At 70.0% G+C, this 18075-nt stretch carries 15 protein-coding genes and 1 tRNA gene; 10 read left to right on the forward strand and 6 right to left on the reverse strand.

The annotated features are described in order from the left end of the window. Positions 1-731: 731 nt before the first annotated feature. From WIS52_RS10545 to WIS52_RS10560, 4 genes are all read right to left on the reverse strand, one after another. Positions 732-2582 (reverse strand): GAF domain-containing SpoIIE family protein phosphatase, encoded by a 1851-nt coding sequence (locus WIS52_RS10545; protein WP_349297994.1) that lies wholly within the window; start codon positions 2580-2582, stop codon positions 732-734. Positions 2583-3389: 807 nt separating this feature from the next. Beyond that, a complete protein-coding gene (locus WIS52_RS10550) occupies positions 3390-4163 on the reverse strand; it encodes an SDR family NAD(P)-dependent oxidoreductase (RefSeq protein WP_349297995.1) in 774 nt (257 codons plus the stop codon). A gap of 1832 nt (positions 4164-5995) precedes the next feature. Continuing rightward, positions 5996-6796, reverse strand: coding sequence for a hypothetical protein (locus tag WIS52_RS10555; protein WP_349297996.1), 801 nt, complete (start codon positions 6794-6796; stop codon positions 5996-5998). After that, positions 6796-7623, reverse strand: coding sequence for a sigma factor-like helix-turn-helix DNA-binding protein (locus WIS52_RS10560; protein WP_349297997.1), 828 nt, complete (start codon positions 7621-7623; stop codon positions 6796-6798). Before WIS52_RS10560 ends, WIS52_RS10555 begins: the two co-directional genes overlap by 1 nt. A gap of 123 nt (positions 7624-7746) precedes the next feature. Between WIS52_RS10560 and WIS52_RS10565 the strand changes: the two genes are divergently transcribed. From WIS52_RS10565 to WIS52_RS10595, 7 genes are all read left to right on the forward strand, one after another. Continuing rightward, positions 7747-8169 (forward strand): plasmid replication, integration and excision activator, encoded by a 423-nt coding sequence (locus tag WIS52_RS10565; RefSeq protein WP_349297998.1) that lies wholly within the window; start codon positions 7747-7749, stop codon positions 8167-8169. Positions 8170-8289: 120 nt separating this feature from the next. Further along, positions 8290-8742, forward strand: a complete 453-nt coding sequence (locus WIS52_RS10570) for a hypothetical protein (protein WP_349297999.1) — start codon at positions 8290-8292, stop codon at positions 8740-8742. Further along, positions 8739-9068, forward strand: a complete 330-nt coding sequence (locus WIS52_RS10575; RefSeq protein WP_349298000.1) for a WhiB family transcriptional regulator — start codon at positions 8739-8741, stop codon at positions 9066-9068. The genes WIS52_RS10570 and WIS52_RS10575 overlap by 4 nt, the downstream gene beginning before the upstream one ends. A gap of 148 nt (positions 9069-9216) precedes the next feature. Beyond that, positions 9217-10800, forward strand: a complete 1584-nt coding sequence (locus tag WIS52_RS10580) for an FtsK/SpoIIIE domain-containing protein (protein ID WP_349298001.1) — start codon at positions 9217-9219, stop codon at positions 10798-10800. 62 nt (positions 10801-10862) lie between these two features. Further along, positions 10863-12461, forward strand: a complete 1599-nt coding sequence (locus WIS52_RS10585) for a replication initiator (protein WP_379611681.1) — start codon at positions 10863-10865, stop codon at positions 12459-12461. Between the two features lie 13 nt (positions 12462-12474). Beyond that, complete coding sequence (locus WIS52_RS10590; RefSeq protein ID WP_349298003.1) at positions 12475-12672, forward strand: helix-turn-helix domain-containing protein; 198 nt, start codon at positions 12475-12477, stop codon at positions 12670-12672. Further along, entirely contained in the window at positions 12672-13835 is a 1164-nt protein-coding gene (locus tag WIS52_RS10595; protein ID WP_349298004.1) for a site-specific integrase, read from the forward strand. Before WIS52_RS10590 ends, WIS52_RS10595 begins: the two co-directional genes overlap by 1 nt. A 67-nt stretch (positions 13836-13902) precedes the next feature. Here the strand turns inward: WIS52_RS10595 and WIS52_RS10600 are convergent. Continuing rightward, positions 13903-13975: transfer RNA gene (locus WIS52_RS10600), tRNA-Lys, on the reverse strand. 85 nt (positions 13976-14060) lie between these two features. Then, entirely contained in the window at positions 14061-14270 is a 210-nt protein-coding gene (locus WIS52_RS10605; protein ID WP_349298005.1) for a hypothetical protein, read from the reverse strand. An 84-nt stretch (positions 14271-14354) separates the two neighbouring features. Here WIS52_RS10605 and WIS52_RS10610 point away from each other — a divergent pair, with 84 nt between their 5' ends. The 3 genes from WIS52_RS10610 (at position 14355) to WIS52_RS10620 (ending at position 17297) form a co-directional block, all read left to right on the forward strand. Continuing rightward, positions 14355-14978, forward strand: a complete 624-nt coding sequence (locus tag WIS52_RS10610; protein ID WP_349298006.1) for a superoxide dismutase — start codon at positions 14355-14357, stop codon at positions 14976-14978. 64 nt (positions 14979-15042) lie between these two features. Then, positions 15043-16230 carry a tRNA dihydrouridine synthase DusB gene (dusB, locus tag WIS52_RS10615; RefSeq protein ID WP_379611679.1) on the forward strand — a complete coding sequence of 396 codons (1188 nt, stop codon included), beginning with the start codon at positions 15043-15045 and terminating at the stop codon, positions 16228-16230. Positions 16231-16385: 155 nt separating this feature from the next. Further along, on the forward strand, positions 16386-17297 hold the full coding sequence (locus WIS52_RS10620; protein ID WP_349298007.1) for a GGDEF domain-containing protein: 912 nt from the start codon (positions 16386-16388) through the stop codon (positions 17295-17297). The last annotated feature ends 778 nt before the right edge of the window (positions 17298-18075 follow it).

Here is an 18075-nt window from a genome sequence, read left to right on the forward strand (position 1 = left end):
TCATCCGCCGGGGATCATCACACCCGAGAGGAGCGGCGAGGCGTGTCTGCCCTCAGACGATGTCCACGACCGCCGCCTCCTCACTCAGGAGCAGAGCCAGACCACCGAGGGCACCTCGGTCAGCGAGCAGACCGCCGGCGGTGAACAGGGCAACACCAGCTTTGCGCCGGTCACCGAGGCGAACCCGGCGTTCAACATCTCGGACGTCCTCGGCCTCAGCGACTTCGCCAACGAGGACTCGATGGGCGGCGGCGGCCGGTCGATCGTTCAGGACAACTCGATCGAGTCGTCGAACGAGCAGGGCGACAGCGCGTCCACCGAGCAGTCCCAGCGGACGCTTCTCGAACGAGTCCGACCGCTGCCTCCCGTGCCGGGGGTCGCGCTATCGGGGCGCTCCGGGGACTGTCTTGTGCTCCCGACCCTCGGCCAGCCGCACGTCGAGCACGGACCGGGCACGGAGGACGAGATCGTGAGCCTCTGCGGGGTCGATCGCCCTTGCCGCGACTGCGACAGCGAGCCGCGCCGGCATGTCCCCCACCAGCCGCACGTATGCCGGGAGACCGACTGAACTGTCTTCCATCTCCAGCACACTCTCCCTGCGACGACGAGCGATCAGGAGCGCCGTCGGCACCGTGGGAACGGGCCGACGCCGACAGCACCATAATTGCCGCCTCGACGAGATGCCGGCCCGGCTACCTGCGGCGACGTGACCGCATCGAAGTGCGGGGCGATCAGTCGATGCGGATCGCGAACGCGACAGCGTCGTCGCGGGCGGCCGGGGGCAGCATCGCCATCGCTGCGTCGACGATCTCGTCCGGAGACCCGCTCCGCGCACGGTCGAGCACCTCGACCAGCGCGTCGGTTCCGGCATCGATGTCCTGTCCCGGCCGCTCGACAAGACCGTCGGTGTACAGGAAGGCCGTCGTTCCCGGTACAAGTCGGCGGACGTGGTCATGCCGGTCCTCAGCGAGCATGAGGTCGAATCCGAAGAGCGAGTCATGGTCGACGAGGGACTCGGTGCGTCCGTCCGGGTGCAGCAGGATCGGGGGCGGATGACCGGCGTTGCTCCAGCGCATCATGCGGCCCGTTCGTCCGTCCACGCTCAGCTGAGCGACGACCGCGGTGCCCTTCGCCCCGAGCCCCAAGCCACGGTTGGCCAGCTCGAACGCAGAGAGGATCGCGGCAGGTCCCTCCCCGGGGTGGTCCCACGCGGCCTGACGCAACATCGACCGTGTCTGTCCCATCAACGTGATCGCCGGCAGGTCGTGCCCGACGATGTCGCCCACGGAGAAGGCGAGCCCCCGCTCATCGGCGAGCGGCGCCGCGTCGTACCAGTCTCCGCCGACGTTGTGCCGGCTGTCGGCCGGTGCATAGCGGGCCGCCATCGTGATCCCCTCGACCTCGGGTAGCACGGTGAGCAGGGCGTCCTGCATCTCGTGGGCGACAGTGGCGTGATGCTCCAGGACTCGCGCGCGTAGCAGCGCCTGACCGGCGTAACCGGCGACCGTGGCGATCGTCAGCAGATCCGAGGTCTCGACGGCATCGGGCCGGTCCCAGCCCAGCAGGATGGCTCCGTCCGGCTCCGATCTTCCCGGCACCGGAGCAGCGACGACGGTGTGCAGGCCACGGTCGCGAATCATGGCGACGACCTCCGGTGGATGGTCGGCCGCGAAGGAGGCCAGATCGCTGTAGTGGACGACCCGTCTTTCCCGGATCGCGGTCGCCGACGGTGTCCGCTCGCGCGGCGACGAGGTCAATGTCGCGGGAGCCGTCGGGTCGACATCGCCGGACTCGGTCCCCGTCGGTGTCTCGGTTCCGACCGGCAGGTTGTGCAGCCGCCCCTTGGCATCCCGCAGGACCGTCTCGGCGTAGACGGGGTGCAGCTCACTACGCAGCAGGTCCCCGATCCGGTCACGCACGTCCTGCACCGTGGTGGTGTCGGTGAAGTCCTGCGACGCCGTCAGCAGCATGCGGCTGCGCTCGTGGGACCGGCGTCGGGTGTCCTCCTCGCGATCACGGCGGCCGCTCTCGAGGAGCGCGTCGTACTGGGCGAGCCGGAGTCGCAGCTCGGTCGAGCAGGATCGCGCGATCTCGCGGAGGGTGGCGATCTCCTCTACACGCCAGTCGCGTGGCCGGCCGTCGATGGCGCAGAGCGAGCCCAGGACCTGGCCGTTCTCGTCGGTCAGCGGCATCCCGACGTAGGCGATGACCCCGAGATCCGGGATCGCGAGATTGTCGGCCACCAGCGGATCGGTACGCGCATCGCTGATCACCAGCGGGCGCGCGGCCGCAACGACGTACTGGCAGAACGAGTGCGACAGGGGGGTCGCACGGCTAGTGGCGACAGGCTCGGGCATCCCGACCATCCCTGGGAACACCTGCTGGTCGGGTTGTACCAGCGACACCAGCGCCGTCGGCACGGACAACGCCCGCTTCACCCACGCGGCGATGCGGTCCATCTCCTGATCCGCGTCTGCCCCGAGACCGGTGCGTTTCAGAGCGTCCAGACGCTCGGCGGAGTACAGCGCGTCGCAGCCCGTAGCCCACGCTGCGGGGAAGCCGCCTACCGGCGTCTCAGGCATGCGTCTCCCCCGACCCGCTCGTTGTGTCTGCCGCGCAACCGTCCAGCACGACCGATCGTGAACCGTCTTCATAGCGGTGCGTGCGACCAAGGTCCAGCATGTCGAGATCAATGCGACGGCAGCGCGGGAGGTGCCGGGGGGCTGCCGTCGATCACCCGCGGTCGAGCGCGGCACAGTCCACTCCGCTCTCGCAGGGTGCGGCCGCCCCGTCCATTCGCCGAGCGTGTCTCGCCGCGGACGGCCGCCTGTCTCGGTAACGCGAGACGGCCACACGCACCCCGACGTGGCCCGCGGGGTCGAATCAGCCAGGACACTCACCGCGACACCGTCGAAACTCTGCCGGCAGGCATGTACACAATTGATTCCACGAACGCCGCGATCGAGGCTGTGGATCAAGAGAAACGCCTGGTGGGCCCCCGGGGGGATCGAACCCCGAACCCGCGGATCTTGAAGCCGTGCTGACGGCTGGGCCTCGAAACCTAGGGTGACCTGCGAACTCTCACCCGCAGACTGGTGGTCGTTCGGGGTCAAATCCGACCCTTCTCGCGTCGTTTCGTGTCCCAAAAGCGTCCCACGCGGGGCTTCTCGACCATGCACCCGGCCTGCTGGTGATCTCCTCGCGGCGCGGGCTCGTCCCTGCCGGGCCGAGGGGTGGGGTGCAAGGTACGGGGTCCAGCCTTGTTCCCCGCCCCTCGGTCTGGCTGCCGTCTCGGCGCGCCGTGAGGAGATCAGCAGCCCCGTCGCACTACCCGGATCTCCGAGCGGTGTCGGGTGCGGGCGGAGCCCGGTCGTAGTCGCTATTGAGAGTCAGTCGGAGAACGCCCCACTGGTCATATTGAACCCAGTAGCCGTCAGGGAACGGCCGGCCGAGCTCGCCGCGAAGGCAGCGAACGCTCCGGCGTCGTGAACCGACGGGATACGCCCCAGCGCAGTCCCTTCTTCCAGGGATGCCAGCAGCTCAGCCGTCGAGGTGTCTCGGGCGTAGCTACTGCCGTAGTCAGGGGCGTCGAGGATCGACTCTCGGAATCCCCCAGTCCGAAACCACTGGACCCGCACACCGGAGGGCCCGAGCTCGACGGCGAACTGGCGGTACATCGCCTCGACCAGTTGCCAGGCAAGTGCGGTCGACCCCATCAGCGGATGGGGCGGGCCGTACCCGACCATGGTCTGGATGACGCCGTCGTGCTGTTCGATCATGTAGGGCGCGATCGCCCGGACGGCGTGCAGGTGAGCACGTGAGGTCGTCATCAGTGTCCGCTCGACATCGTCGACGGGGATGTCGTGCAGGGCCGTGCCCTGGACCTCGTCGTAGGTGACGGCAGTGAAGGCGATGTCGATTCGGCCGTCCGACTCCTTCATCGAACGAGCATGGTCGGACATCGCTGCAGCGTCAGTGACATCGAGCGCGGTGGTGGAGACGCTGGCACCTGATGCCGTTAACTCATCGGCGAGCCCGTGCAGCGAAGTAAGTGTTCGGCCCGTGAGATGGACGCGCGCGCCCTTGTCCGCGAAGGCTCGTGCGACTGCTCTACCGACTGAACCGGCGGCAACGTAGACGACCGCCGTTCGTGCTTCCAGCATCTGGCTCCCTCCGACGTGCTTGGTCAACTCGGTAGACCCGCGATGGGGTGCAGAGTCATCGGAGAGCGAGGGCGGACTCGCTGCACGGGGTCGGGTAGCCGGTCACGGCGCCGCGAACGGGCCGGAGGTGTAGTGAGCGAGCGACGGGGCCGGCGTGGCCGGCCCCGCGCCGCCGGAGGCGGCGCCTTGATCCCATAGAGGCGGATTCGGCAATGCGCTACGGTTGGAGTTGTGCTTCATAGCGCCGCATGGGCCTTCGGCTCGGAGTTTGTCGCGTACACCTTGGGTCTTGACTCGCCAGATTTTCCGGAAGTCCTGTCACCCACGCAGGCTGAAGTAGCGTCAGAGCTCGACGACCTTGGCGGACACCTTCGAGGTGTCGACTCGCATCAGCTTCACCAATTTGTCGAGTTACTGTTCCAGTGTACGGAACAGAATCCTCTTTCGAATTCCATTCGTGGATTCCGGCTTCAGTGTAGGAACGAACAAGAGTCCGCCGTTGAGACTGGCGACGAAGTTGTAGATGCCCTGTACTCAATTTGTCGTGACGTTTATGCCCTCACTCTAATCAACTCCTCACACAGGGACGAGCACGGCCAGAGTGGACCTGGACACTTCTTCGAGTACAGCGCATTCCGACACAACGCCTACACCCGACTTTGTACGGCATTCTTGAACGACTCCGAACTTACTAAACTATTCCCCGTCGGCGACGAGCCGCATGACACTGAATCAGTTTCAAAGATTTTCAACATTCAGAGTGATACAATCTGGTCAAATGGCTTCGGTGGCACTTACCAACTAGCTGGCGCAGTCAACTCCTTGGTTCAGAACGTTCTCGATGAACTACATTTTCAGTATTCTGGATCGTTCGACCGACTTCTTAGCGCGACCGAAGAGACCATACGATGCGCGCGCCGACTGGCCTCTGGGCAGCTCACGCAGGTTCGCTCAATCTTCGCCGTATCGAATATCGACGTAAAGGAGCACGTTGACCTAGGGATGTTCAAACTGAGGCCGGCCACCAAGCCAGACCGGCGGCTCCTACATTCTGACTGGCAGGAGTTCTGCGTCCTCGAAATCCCTACCGACGTACGAATGCTGGGCGCCGAGCCTTGGCCTCCTCCTAGCGACTCAGTTGAAGAAACACATAGGCGATTCGGTACTTTCGATAAGGTGTACTCAGCCTTTTATAAAGAGCAAAGCAGGCGATTCGATCAAGCTAGATTCTCGCTTCTTCTCGCTAGATCAGCCGAGCAGATGATTGCTCCCATATATCTGAGCAGCACCGTCGCGAACCCGCTGACATATGCAAACGGTACGGCGATAGGGCAGAATGCAAATTTCTCGGGACTCTTCCCCAGGCAAACCATCACACGGGACGATGAAGGCCTCCTTAGACACTGGGCAGCCCGCGTCGTTCAGCAACCTGAGTCGCTCGACATGGGAATGCGACGCCTAGTAAACGCTGCCACTAACCGTCCAGACCCGATGGACGGATTTATCGACTCAATCATCGCCTGGGAAAATCTCTTCGGAACGTCTGAAGGCGAGAGCACGTTCCGCGTATGTGGCGCAATGGCAAATATCATCCACGCCGATAATCCGCCCCTCCGCGAGCCACTCATGCGAGAGCTTCAAGGGCTGTACAGGGCAAGGAGCCGTCTGGTGCATGGCGGACAGGAGCTAGACGAAACAGATGCTGACTCACACCGGCGTCGAGCCATTGAGCTGGCTGTTACAACCTTTCGCGCCGTGCACGAGCGGCCCGAGATCTTGAGAATCCAGAAGTCAGCACTCCGTGGACGAATGGCTGTCCTTGGGTTCTAGCGCTACGGATAGGTGACGGTTATTGCCGCAAGAGTCTTGTCATCGTGGCGTTTGGCTCGTGGGAGTCGCTGGCCATTCGGGTCGGCATCGCGTTCCCACCGATGCAGCCGGACGAGCAAGTCCTGGAGCTGAGCGTCGTCGTAGGCGGCGATATGCGGCCATGCCGTGTCCGCTCGGTCAGTGAGCAGATCAGTAGCTCCGTCGGTGCCCAGGACCGCCCAGGAGATCTCCTCCCGCGGGACGGCGCGCGTGACGCCGTGATGTGCGGCATCGGGATTGGCCTCGGCGATCCAATACCCGCCGGGTCGGTTCCGATGCCGTTGCTGCTCTTGCTGGAGTTGCACAAGGATCCGCCTGTGCAGCGCGGTGTAGCCTCTACCGGCTCGGAGCGCGTCCACATAGGCGGCTCGTTCCGCCGGCGCAAGGTGGTCGAGCCGACCGTCTCGCAGTAAGTTCACCCACCCGCCAGTGCCGTAATGGATTGGGCTGTCACCCAAGACGTACAGGTCGGCCTCTTCTTCGCGGACCCGCAGCACGGTTACCGTGCTCGACGGCGACTGCCCGGCGCGCAGATCGTAGGCGTCCGCGGTGTCCTCGATGGCTCCGGCTACAGCGTCTGTGATTGTCGCGCCAGGGAGCCGCCGGACGATCTCCCGGCCGATGGCCTCGGCGTACTCCCCCGGGTCCAGGTCGACGGGCTCGAACGCAGTGGCCCCGTCGAGCACGACTACAGCGTCCTCGGCGACCAGGACACGGTCAGCGTTACGCTCGCCTCCTGCGAGCTGAGCCGTGGCTGCGCGCATCACCAGAAGTGCGGTCCGCTGACCAGCGCCGAGTCGGCGATCCTCGGGCCGTCGAGATCGCAGCGCACGACCAAGCTGAAGTCTCGTTCGCCGACTGTGCGATGCAGCGAACGGAGGTTCCCGGCGAGGTAGTGCAGGACGCCGAGCGATCCCGGGCTGTGGATGCCCGCGACGTGCACCACGACCCGACCACCGTCGCGACGGCGAGACAGGTATCCGAGGTCAGCCTCGGCCGGCGGGGAGTCCCCGAGCGGGGACCCGAGCCGCTCCCCCGTCTCACGGACCGCGATCCACCAGCGGTCAGACTCGCGCACCATGCCCAGGGCCGGGTCGGAGTCGAGGAGCTCGGCGCCGACGGGTGCTGACTTCGGCCCGCAGATCACGATGGTGTCGCCCGTCGGAGGCTCCTGCTGGTCCGGAGCGATCGTGACCGGCTCGGCGGCCAGCGACAGCGTCCCGAGGAGCGTTGCTGCCTCCGACTGGCTGGTCAGGTCGGTGGCGTCGACGTAGGACCGCATCCGTGTGTCCGTGCCTTCGCGCAGCGGCACCCCGACAGCCACCGGCCCTACTCCGAAGAAGGCACGCTCGCGAGCCGGCGCCCCGCTACGGATCTGGGTGATGCGGCCCTTGGTGATCCCGAGCGCGTTCGCGATCTCCGAGTAGGTCATCTCCTGCTCGGCGTGCGCCTGCTCGATGGCTTCTCGGCGCAATCGGGCCAGCTCGGTCGCCCGCTGCTGGTACAGCGACATCAGCGCCGTGGCCCGACGCCCGCGGCTGATCGGGTCCGGGTCGGCGCGTACGGCGTCGAAGTCGTCAGGACCGCTCACGTCGGCGAGTTTAGGGGGTCTTGACACCGCCTGGCGAACCGGCCACTCTGCGTTTACCCCCCCTCAACCAACTCGGGGTCAGTCCGGCCATCCGAGTTTAGAGGGATAAACGAAGGGTCCGAGATGGCGATCACCAACAAGTTCCCAGTCGCGATGGGCGACGTGTTCCCGCACGGCGCGTTCATCGTGTCCGAGGTCGAGCCGGTCCGGGACTTCGACAAGTCCGCCCCGGGCCGCCCGGTGCAGCAGCTCGACAAGGAGTCCGGGCTGCCGGTGTGGTCGGTGTCGGTCCTCGACGCGGACCCGAACGCCCGTCGATCCGACAAGACCGTGACGGTGAAGATCGCCGCCACCCACCAGCCGGTCCCGCCGGACACCGCGGCCGGGCTGCCGTTCCGGCCGGTGGAGTTCGACGGCCTGACCGTCACCCCGTACGTGCAGGAGAACGGTGGCCGGCCCCGCGTGGCCTACAGCTTCCGGGCCTCCGGGATGCGCGCTCCGGGCAACCACCGCCCGGCGCCGAGCAAGAACCAGGACGCGGCCTGATCAGTGTGTCCGGAGCCGTCGCATAGGTGGAGGGAAGCCCGCTAGCACCGGGCTCCCCTCCGGATCTCCCTCACCCGTCGCCCTGGCAGGCACACAAGTTCGGAAGGACACCGAGCGTAGATGACCCCGCACGTCTCCCTACCCCGTCATGCCCAGACCACCGACCACATCGCCGCCGTGGTGCCGGTGTCCCGGCTCGTCCAGGCCGGGCTCGGCCGCGTCTCCAAGGCCATCCTCGACATCGGTCCCGCACGGGCCGGGGACGCAGCAGGTCACGCTGCGCGCGCTCACCGGCTGGCCGAGCTGTACGCCCGCCGGGCCCGCTGGTGGGGCGTCCTGGAGCGCGACACCGTCCGCCGGCACGACACCCCGGCGGTGTTCATCGAGGCCGTCGTCGTCGCTCGCTGCGCGGCCGAGCGCGAGGTGCGGTTCTGGGCCGACACGGCTGCCGACTGGACGGCGCGCGCGGAGCAGCGTCCGACCTCCGACGTCGCCGGCGCCATGTCGAACTGGCACGAGCTGGGCCTGACCGAGCCCCTGGTGCCCGGTCTGGTGGACGGAGCGGTTCGGTGAGCGCCCGCGCCGGCCGGTTCCCGCTGCTGCGCCTCGTTCTCGCCGACGCCACGGCTGGGCGTGGTTGGCGTGACGATGCGGCGTGTCTCGGCCTCGACACCGAGCTGTTCTTCCCCGTCGATGACCGGGCCGCGTCGACCGAGCCGCCGCGCCGGGTGTGCCGGGGCTGCCCGGTCCGTGCCGCCTGCCTGGCCGATGTCCTTGCCACCGAGGACCCGGCCCGTCGTTTCGGGGTCGTCGGCGGCACCACACCTGGTGAGCGCCGGGTCCTGCACCGTGCCGGGCTCGCCATCACCACCCCGGAGATCGGGGGTGACGTCGCATGACCGCCAAGTCGGAGCGTCCGCCCCGCTGCGAGGTCTGCCGGACCCCCCTGCAGGAGCGGCCCGACCCGCGCCGTCGTCGCTGCGCAGACCACCTCGATCAGCTCGCCCTCGTCCCGCTCACGACCGTCCGACGGAAGGGAGGACGTCGATGACCACCACCGGAACGCTCGTCCTGCTCGGCGCCGGAGCCGCGGTGCTGCTGTACCTGCTCTACCTGCTCGGCCAGGTCCTCGGCCGTGTCCTGGAGGCGCTGGCCGTCGTCGCCGTCGTGTTCATCGCGCTCTGGCTGGTCTGCAAGGCCACCGCGATCACGGTCGTCTGGCTCGCCCGGCACTGGCGCACGACCGCCACCGTCGCCGGTGTCGCGGCATGGTGCTGGCTGTTCGGCTGGCCCTCCCTGCTGGTCACCGCCGTGGTCGCCGGTGTCGGGCTCGGGTGGTGGCGGATGGCGTCGGTGCCGACGTTCGACCGGCTCGCCGGGCGCCGGCTGCGGGCCTGGTGGCTGCGCTGGGCGTTCTACGCACCGCGGCTCCCGCGCTGGCTGCGCGCCTGCCACCTCACCGTCCCGGACCCGGGCACGCCGGTCGTCCTGCAGGTGAACCCGCTCGCCCGGACCTCGACCGCGCCCCGCCACCGGCCGCGTCGTGACCAGATCCCGCGCGTGCTCGGGGTGCGGTCCGGGCCGTCGTGGGACGAGGTCCGGGTCCGGCTGGTGCCCGGGCAGACCCCGGAGGCATTCGACGAGGCCGCTCGTGCGCTGGCCGTCGCCCGCGGGGTCGCGCGCTGTCAGGTCCGGGAGCTGGCGCCGAACGTGGTGTCGATCGACTTCCAGCGGCGCAACCTGCTGGCCGGGGTCACCGCGGCTCCGGCGGTCGAGCACCTGGCCGGTGTCAACGGCGCGGCGGTGGATCTGCGCCGGGTGTGGTCGGGGCGCACCGAGTACGGCACCGACTGGCACCAGTCCCTCATCGGCGGACACACGCTGGTTGCCGGGGCCACCGGGGCGGGCAAGGGCTCGCTGATGTGGGCCCCACTGCTGGCCATCGCCCCGGCGATCCGCGACGGCCTGGTGCGGGTCAACGGGATCGACCCGAAGGGCATGGAGCTGGCCTACGGCCGCCGGCTGTTCCACCGCTACACCGTGACCAGCCGGGACACCCTGGAGATGCTCGACGAGCTCGTCGAGTCCATGGAGGCCCGCAAGCGCGCGCACGCCGGTTCGGTGCGGACCGTCCCGATAACCCGGGAGACACCGCTCGAACTGATCGAGTTCGACGAGATCGGGGCGCTGATCCGCTATGTCGGGGACCGCAAGACTCGGGAGGCGATCACCGAGCGGATCGCGCTGCTGACCACCCAGGGGCGCGCGCTGGGCTTCACGGTGCGTGGCTACGTCCAGGAGCCGACGAAGGACACCGTCCCGGTCCGGGAGCTGTTCCCGCGCCGGGTGTGCCTTCGGGTGGCGTCCAAGAGCCACGTCGGGATGGTGCTGGGTGATCACGCGTACGACCGCGGAGCGTGGGCGAACCGGATCGGCGAGTCCGAGGCCGGCGTCGGCTACCTGTTCGGCGAGGGCATCCGCGAACCGCTCCGGGTGCGGGCGGGCTGGGTGTCCGACGAGGCGATCAAGGCGCTGGAGGGCTTCGTCTCCGGAGCACTCCCGCGCACCGCCGCGGCGCCGGTGCTGGCGCTGCCGTCCCCTACCGAGCACGAGGCCGGAGGTGCTGCGTGACCGCGCCGGAGACACCTGCGGAGCCGATCGATCAGGACAAGCTCACTCGCGCCCAGAAGGCGATGCTGGCGCTCTCGAACGAGGTGGCCACGCAGCTCGCGGAGGATCACGGGGTCTGCGTCCGCCCGCTCGCGATGCGCCGGATCGACCAGACCTCGGGCCGGGTCGACGTCGTCCCCGTGCCGTGCGGGTCGACGCGGGAGGACCAGTGCCGCCCGTGTGCGGAGAAGGCGCGTCGGCTGCGGATGGTGCAGTGCCGGGAGGGCTGGCACCTCGAGAACGAACCGATCGCCAAACCCGCCGACCCGACCGCGGCGCAGAAGGAACTGATGGCGGTGCGGGCGGACCTGCACGTCGCCTACACCGACGCCCGCACCGCCGGTGACGACGCCGAATGCGAGGAGATCCGTGAGACGGTCGCCGAGATCGACGCCGAACTCCGCGCCCTCGGCGTCCGCGGCCGCCTGGCCCCGCTCGACCCCGCTCCGCAGACCGTGCGCCGGACCACGCGGCGGCGGCAGGATGCGCCGAACCTCCCGCGTCGGCCGGTGGAGGACCGCACCGTCGGGCGCGTGTTCGGCGGCAAGTACCGGCCCTCCACCTTCCTCACGCTCACGCTCGACTCGTACGGGCGGGTCGACAAGCAGGGCGCAGCGCTCGACCCCGACAGCTACGACTACCGCCGTGCCGCCCGCGACGCGATCCACTTCCCGAAACTGCTCGACCGGTTCTGGCAGAACGCGCGCCGCTGCGTCGGCTGGGACGTCCAGTACTTCGGCACCGTCGAACCCCAGAAACGCGGCGCCCCGCACTTCCACGCCGCCATCCGGGGCACCATCCCGCGCGCCGAACTACGCGCGATCACGGCCGCCACCTACCACCAGGTGTGGTGGCCCGCGCACGACGAGATCCGCTACAGCGGCGAGAAGCTGCCGCGCTGGGACAACCACCACCGCGCCTTCGTCGACCCCGACACCCGCGCCCCGCTCCCGACCTGGGACGAGGCCACCGACCCCGACACCCTGACCACCCCGGCGCACACCGTCGTGTTCGGACCCCAGGTCCACGTCAAGGGCATCCTCGGCGGCTCCGAAGAAGCCGGGCGCCACATCGGCTACCTGACCAAGTACCTCACCAAGTCCGTCGGGCAGGCCGCCGGCCTCGACGACACCGCCACCACCCGGCAGCGCGAGCACGCCCGCCGCCTGGCCGCCGAACTCGCCACCACCCCCTGCTCGCCGCGCTGCCCGATCTGGCTGATCTACGGCATCGAACCCAAGAGCGCCCGGCCCGGAACCGTGCCCGGGCACTGCAAGGGCAAGGCGCACAAGCCTGAACACCTCGGCATCGCCGGACGACGCGTCCTGGTCTCGCGCAAGTGGTCCAACAAGAGCCTGTCCGATCACCGGGCCGAGCGGACCGCATTCGTTCGGCAACTCCTCGACCGCGCCGGAGTCCAGCCCGCCTACGCCGTCGATGACGGCCCGTTCGCCTGGGAGACCACCAAGCCCGGCGACACCGACGTGCCGCCGCGCACGGTGCTGCTGCTGCACGCGATCAACCAGCGAAGTCGATGGCGCGCCGACTACGACGCTGCCGTCCTGGCGACCACCGACGCACTACCCGACGGCCGTTCGGCAACCGACGATCACGCAGCCTGACAGGAGACCCGACATGGACGAGATCCAGCTCATCGCTCCGCTGTGGACGGTGCAGGACGTCGCGGAGTACCTGCGGGTCCCGGTGCAGACGCTCTACTCGTGGCGCCAGACCGGCTACGGGCCGCCGTGCCGCCGGGTGGGCAAGCACCTGCGCTACCGGCCCACCGACGTCGCGACGTGGCTCGACAACCTCGACGACGGGGTGGCCTGATGGCACGGCCACCGATGCCGCTCGGCAGCTACGGAGCCATCACCACCTGGGAGGACGGCTCCGGCTGGGTGGCCGAGACCCGCTTCCGTGACTTCGACGGCGTGTCCCGCCAGGTGAAGCGGCGCGGCAAGTCCAAGGCCGCCGCCGTCCGCGCTCTCCGGGCCGCTCTGGTCGACCGCCATACGCCGGTGAAGGAGTCGGAGGTCGTGCCGGACACCCGGGTCGGCAAGGTCGCGGACATGTGGCTTGCCGAGGTCGAGGAGGCCGTCGAGTCCGGACGGCGAAGCCCGGGCACGCTCGACATCTACCGCTCGATCTACCGGCGCCACGTGAAGCCGGCCCTCGGCGAGATGCGGATACGGGAGATCACCACGCCCGTCGTCGACCGCGCGCTCAGTGTCATCAAGAAGCGCTCGGCCTCCCGCGCCCGTACGGCGAAGATCGTGATCTCGGGCGTCATGAAGCTCGCCGCCCGGCACGGCGCGATCGCCTACAACCCGGTACGTGAGGTGGCCCGGATCGACTCCGAGCCCCGCCGGCCGCCGCGCTCACTGACCGCCGCTGAACGCACCGCCTGGCTCGACGCCGTGGAGCAGAGCCAGAAGGCCCGGGACTGGGACCTGCCCGACCTGACTCGGATGATGCTCGCGACCGGGGTCCGGATCGGCGAGGCCCTGGCCATCGGCTGGTCGGAAGTCGACCTCGACGCGGGAGCTGTCGACATCCGCTGGCGCCTCGTCCGCCGGACCGGGGTCGGCCTGCTGCGGCTGCCGTCCACCAAGTCGGGCCGCAACGGCGAGCGACTGGTACCGCTCCCCTCGTGGGCGATCACCATGCTCAAGCGCCGACGTCTGGCCATCGGTCCGGGCGTAGAAGCGGTGTTCCCGGACTCCCTCGGTGGCTGGCGTGATCCCACGAACGTCCGCCGCGTCTGGCGTCAGGTCCGCGACGACGCCGAGCTCGACGGACTCGTGAGTCACACGCTGCGAAAGACGGTGGCGAGCTTCCTGGACGACTCGAACGTGTCCGCGCGGAAGATCAGCGACCAGCTCGGCCACTCCAAGATCAGCATGACGCAGGACCGCTACCTCGGGCGCCGGCTCACCGACCGTGAGACCGCCGAGGTCCTGGAAGGCATGTTCGAGACCGAAGAGAACGAGTAAGTGGCCCCAAAGTGGTACTGCGATCTTGGTCGGACGATCACGCCGACGCTGTGAGCTGGGGATTGTGTGGGCCCCCGGGGGATCGAACCCCGAACCCGCGGATTAAAAGTCCGCTGCTCTGCCGATTGAGCTAGAGGCCCTGACCCACCCACCGCCGGAGCGGACCGACATCACCGTACAACCCGTCCGGACGATCTCGTCACTCCGACACCAAGCGCCGGAGGATCACTCCTCGCGGCTCTCGATGGCCGCGGTGAGCTCCTGTTTCCAGGCCTCCCGCTCGTCCGGGAAGTTGCGCCCCATGTCGGAGATGCAGTCGGGACACCTCCCGACGATGGTCAGCAACGCACCGTTCGAGCACCGCACGCACGGCACCGGCTCGGCGATCGCGTCCAGGGGATCGTCGTCGACACGCTCCGCAACCTGAGCAGTCACCCGCTCACGGTAGCCGACACCCGACCTGATGTATCCGACCGACTCGGCTCGCCCGATTAGTCCGGTTACTCCATGCTGTCGATCATGACTGTCCGTACCCCAGCGCGGATCGCCCTGCTGGCCGCATCGGCCGCACTCGTCCTGACCGCCTGCGCCGGCGCCGACGCCCCGGCCGACGAGGCCGACGCCGCAGCGCAGACCACCGAGCAGACCCAGCAGACCGGGACGAGCCAGGTCCAGGTCGCCGCCACCTACACCGAGGGCGGCGACGGCCCCGCCTTCACCTACGACACCGAGCTGGTCCCCGCCGGCGCCACCGTCGAGGTGACCAACTCCGAAGCCGACGGCTCCACCACCACGACCCTGCGGGTCGAGGGCCTGGTACCGAACCGGACCTACGGCTCGCACGCGCACACCGAGCCGTGCACCCCCACCGACGGCGGCGACGCCGGCCCGCACTTCCAGTACTCCCTCGACCCGGTCACCCCCAGCGTCGACCCTGCCTACGCGAACGCCCAGAACGAGATCTGGCTCGACGTGACGACCGACGAGAACGGGGCCGGCGAGGCCACCAGCACGGTGCCGTGGGCCTTCCCGGACGACCGTCGCGCCGCCTCGGTGGTCCTGCACGAGGAGCCGACCGCCACCCACGCGGGCCACGCCGGCACCGCCGGTGGCCGCCCGGCCTGCGTGACCGTCGACTTCTGATCTCGGCGCACGCGAGGCGCCACCCGGTGGGCGGGGGCGACCCCGGCAGTCGATGCCTGGGACAATGGTCGACGTGACCGCTACGACGGTCCGTGACGACCGGACCGACGCCCCCGCCCCCCGGCGGCGCGTGCTGCCCCCGCTGCGCATCGGCCCCCACGAGGTCGAGACGCCGGTGGTGCTCGCGCCGATGGCCGGTATCACCAACCCCGGTTTCCGACGCCTGTGCCGCGAGCAGGGCGCCGGCTACTACGTCTGCGAGATGATCACCGCCCGCGGGCTGGTCGAGAAGAACCCGCTGACGTTCCGGATGATCGCCTTCGACGCCGACGAGAGCCCGCGTTCCATGCAGCTCTACGGCGTCGATCCCACCTCGCTGGGCCGGGCCGCGGAGATGGTCGCCGAGCGCGATCTCGCCGACCACATCGACATGAACTTCGGCTGCCCGGTCCCGAAGGTCACCCGCCGTGGCGGCGGCGCCGCGCTGCCGTTCAAGCGGGAGCTGTTCCGCCGCATCGTCCGCGCCACCGTCAAGGGCGCCGGCGACCTGCCCGTCACCGTCAAGATGCGGATCGGCATCGACGACGAGCACCACACCCACCTCGAAGCCGCCCGGATCGCGGTCGACGAGGGCGCGGTCGCCGTCGCGCTGCACGCCCGCACCGCCGCGCAGCGCTACTCGGGCGCGGCCGACTGGTCGGCCATCGCCCGGCTGCGCGAGGCGGTCCCGGCGCACGTCCCGGTGCTCGGCAACGGCGACATCTTCTCCGCCCAGGACGCGCTGGACATGGTCGCCCGGACCGGGTGCGACGGCGTCGTCGTCGGTCGGGGATGTCTCGGCCGGCCGTGGCTGTTCGGGGACCTCGAGGCCGCGTTCGCCGGGCGTGAGCTCCCGGCGGCCCCGAACCTGGGTCAGGTGGCGGCGACGCTGCGCCGGCACGCAGTGCTGCTCTGCGAGCACATGGGCGACCACAAGGGCATCCGCGACGTCCGCAAGCACATCGCCTGGTACCTCAAGGGCTTCCCGGTCGGTCCGGAGCTGCGGCGCAGCCTGGGCATGGTCGAGTCGATCGACCACCTCGACGAGCTGCAGTCCGGACTGGACCCGCACGAGCCGTTCCCCGCCGAGGCGGACGGCCCCCGAGGCCGGCAGGGCTCGCCCGGTCGCGTCGTGTTGCCCGAACACTGGCTCGACGACCCGGACGACCCGTCGGTGCCCTTCGCGGCGGACGTCGGGCACTCCGGCGGCTGATCTTGAACGCTGCGCGCGATCATGGCGTTCCCCGGCCCGGGGGACGCGGCAACCGGAACGGGTACCGCACGTGCCGGCGCCCTCAAGCGGTGCGCCGGCTGCGCCGAATGATGTTGATAGGTCGACGGGACAGGAACCGGGACGGGAGGTGGACGGTGACCGACACGGCGTGGACGGTGCGCAGGCTCGTGCGCTCGACGTGGCGCACCCTGCCCGATCCGGTCCCGGTGACGCCGCCGTCTCCGCCGGAGCCGGCCGGCGACGACACCGCAGGCGTCGCGCCGTCCTCCCCCGCCGCCCGCGCCGCGCTGCACACCGCGGCCGCCGAGCGGCTGGCGGAGAACCGCCGCTTCGAGCAGGCCTACCTGCACCTGCGCGAGGCCGTCCGGCTGCTGCACGGCAGCACCGGCACCGCGACCGTCGAGGACGAGCTCGACCGGCTGCGGCGCGAGCACGCCGAAGCGCACGAGCAGAGCCGCCGCGACAGCCTGACCGCCGCCTACAACCGTCGCTACCTCGACGAGCGCCTGTCCGACCTGCTCGTGTCCGCCCCCGGGCAGCAGGTCTGCCTGGCTCTGGCCGACATCGACCACTTCAAGCAGGTCAACGACACCCACGGCCACCCCTTCGGTGACCGGGTGTTGCAGCGCATGGTCCTCGAACTGGGTCGCGCGTTGCCCCGCGGCGCCTTCTGCGCGCGCTACGGCGGCGAGGAGTTCGCCCTGGTGCTGCCCGGCCTGGGCCGTGAGGAGGGCGTCGCCGCCTGCGAGGCGGCCCGGGAACGTGTCGCCGCGCACGGCTGGAGCGAGCTGCACCCGGACCTCCGGATGACGATCAGCATCGGGGTCGCGCACGGCCGTAGCGGCGACGGCCCCGTCGAACCGCTGGTCGGGGAGGCGGACCTGTTGCTGTACACGGCGAAGCAGGCCGGCCGCAACGCCGTCGCACACCGGGCCGACGACGGCCGTGTGCTGCTCGCCGGAGCCGCGGCCGGGCGCCGGGCGATCCCCCAACCGGCCCCGCGCCGGTTCCGCCCCGAGACCCCGCCGCCCGTCACGGCCTCCTAGAATTCACCTCGGGATGCCGGTCGTCCCGCGACCGGTGGCCCCCGGCGTGCGCGGCCGGTGACCACGCGCACCGCCGCCGCACCACCACCTCGGGCGAGCGGGCGAGAAGGAGGCCCGGTGCAGCACGGCGACGACGCGCGCCGTCCCCGGCGTGCCCGCCGCGCCGACGACGACCGTGATCCCCCTCCGCCGGGTGGAACCGGCGACGACCGGCCCGGCGTCCCGCCGCCGGACGGCCCGCCGCGGAACGCACCCCGGCGACCGGACGGTGCGCCTCCCGCGTCCCGCGGGGACGAGGCCGGACCGCAGGCGGTCCCCGGCGTTCCCGCGCCGCCCACCCGGGTGCGTCGCGTCCGCGGCGGGCCGGTGCCCCGGGAGCCCGGCGGCCCGGTGCCGCCCGATCCCCGTGGCGGTCCCGGGCCGGGCCGCCCGGGGACCGACGCGGCCCCGAGCGGTCCACACCGGACCGCACCCGGCGACGCGCCCCGCCGGCCCGGTCCGGCCGCCCCGCCGCCGGTCACGCCCGACCCCGGTTCCGGGGCCGACGGGCCCGCCCGCGCCCGTCGCGACGGCGTTGGGCACCGTCGCCGCGCGCCCGGTGCGGCCGGGGACGGACCACCGTCCCCGGCCGCACCGCAGCCGTCGAGACCCCGGAAATCCGCCGAGTCCCGGAAGCCCCCGGAATCCCCGCCGCCGTCCCCGGACGGGGCGGCGGACGCGGACGCGGACGCGCCGGAGTCCGGGCCCCCGGAGGCCGCCCCGCCACGCGGCGCCGCCG

Origin of the sequence: Pseudonocardia nematodicida (assembly GCF_040105385.1) — a bacterium.
In the GTDB taxonomy this organism is placed as follows: domain Bacteria; phylum Actinomycetota; class Actinomycetes; order Mycobacteriales; family Pseudonocardiaceae; genus Pseudonocardia; species Pseudonocardia nematodicida.